Origin of the sequence: Citrobacter sp. Cpo032, from assembly GCF_030332975.1 — a bacterium.
Taxonomy (GTDB): Bacteria; Pseudomonadota; Gammaproteobacteria; order Enterobacterales; family Enterobacteriaceae; genus Citrobacter; species Citrobacter portucalensis.
The window spans coordinates 1-293 of sequence record NZ_JAOWGU010000026.1; the positions used below are offsets into that span (position 1 = coordinate 1).

The window sequence follows — 293 nt, forward strand, 5'->3', positions numbered from 1 at the left end:
CCTTTTGACGACCCGCGTCTGGCGCCGGGTGGTCCAGGTATAGACTATCAATACTTTGATGACACCTATTATCTCTACAGGCCAGGCAAGCATAAATCCGGTGGCAAGTATGTGAATGCCCACATCAGACCTGAATCTCCAGGGTATGCGTGGGGTATGGTTATTTTTATGAAAAAAGGACTGGATAATCTTGTTGAGTCAGAAAAAGCGAATTATCAAAACCTGCCGGACAAAGAGCCGGAGGTGGTGGGCTATAAGGGCTGGACCCGGATGCACTGCGATATGGATGCAGG

At 49.1% G+C, this 293-nt stretch carries 1 pseudogene; it reads left to right on the plus strand.

What is annotated here, in order from left to right:
- A pseudogene (locus OGY33_RS00705) lies at positions 1-293 on the plus strand (T6SS immunity protein Tli3 family protein); the annotation flags it as partial.